The sequence below is a fragment of the Achromobacter sp. Marseille-Q0513 genome, from assembly GCF_018195695.1.
Classification (GTDB): Bacteria; Pseudomonadota; Gammaproteobacteria; order Burkholderiales; family Burkholderiaceae_B; genus Achromobacter.
In genome coordinates this window covers 383-888 of record NZ_JAGTJY010000397.1, presented here as the reverse complement: position 1 = coordinate 888, position 506 = coordinate 383, and the positions used below count along the sequence as shown (strand labels likewise).

The 506-nt window shown below is 70.2% G+C and carries 1 protein-coding gene; it reads right to left on the bottom strand.

Annotation, left to right across the window (positions count from 1 at the left end):
• Positions 1-26 precede the first annotated feature (26 nt).
• Positions 27-506: MATE family efflux transporter (locus KDH83_RS32760; protein WP_249205470.1), on the bottom strand; the 480-nt coding region annotated here is incomplete at its 5' end.

The window sequence follows — 506 nt, the reverse complement described above, 5'->3', positions numbered from 1 at the left end:
ATCGTACCGCGTGCCGATGATGAAATCTAACCGCCCGCGGCCTGTCCGGCGACAGCCGCCGCCGGCCCGGGAGGCGGCCGCCGCAGCACGCGCCGGCACAGCGCCAGCGCGACCAGGCTGAACAGCGCGAAACTGGCCGACTGGCCCAGCACCACGCCCTCGGGGCCGCCCAGCCGGGCGCCCAGCCAGACCAGCGGCAAGGTGCCCACGGTGGCGCGCAGCCAGCTGATGACGGTGGAGTAGCCGGCATGGCCCAGGTTGTTGAAGACCGCCACGGCCACGAAGAAAAAGCTGTTCAGCACCCATATGAAACTGGCGTAGCGACAGAAGAACACCACCAGGTCGCGGCCGGCACCGGTGACCTTGAACAGGTCCGCGATGAACGGCGCCAGCAGCGCCAGCAGCAAGGCCATGCCCAGGCCGTAGGCCAGCGCCAGCCTCGCGGTCAGCCGGGCCGTCTCGCGGATGCGGTCCCAGTTGCCCGCGCCCAGGTTCTGACCCAGGAT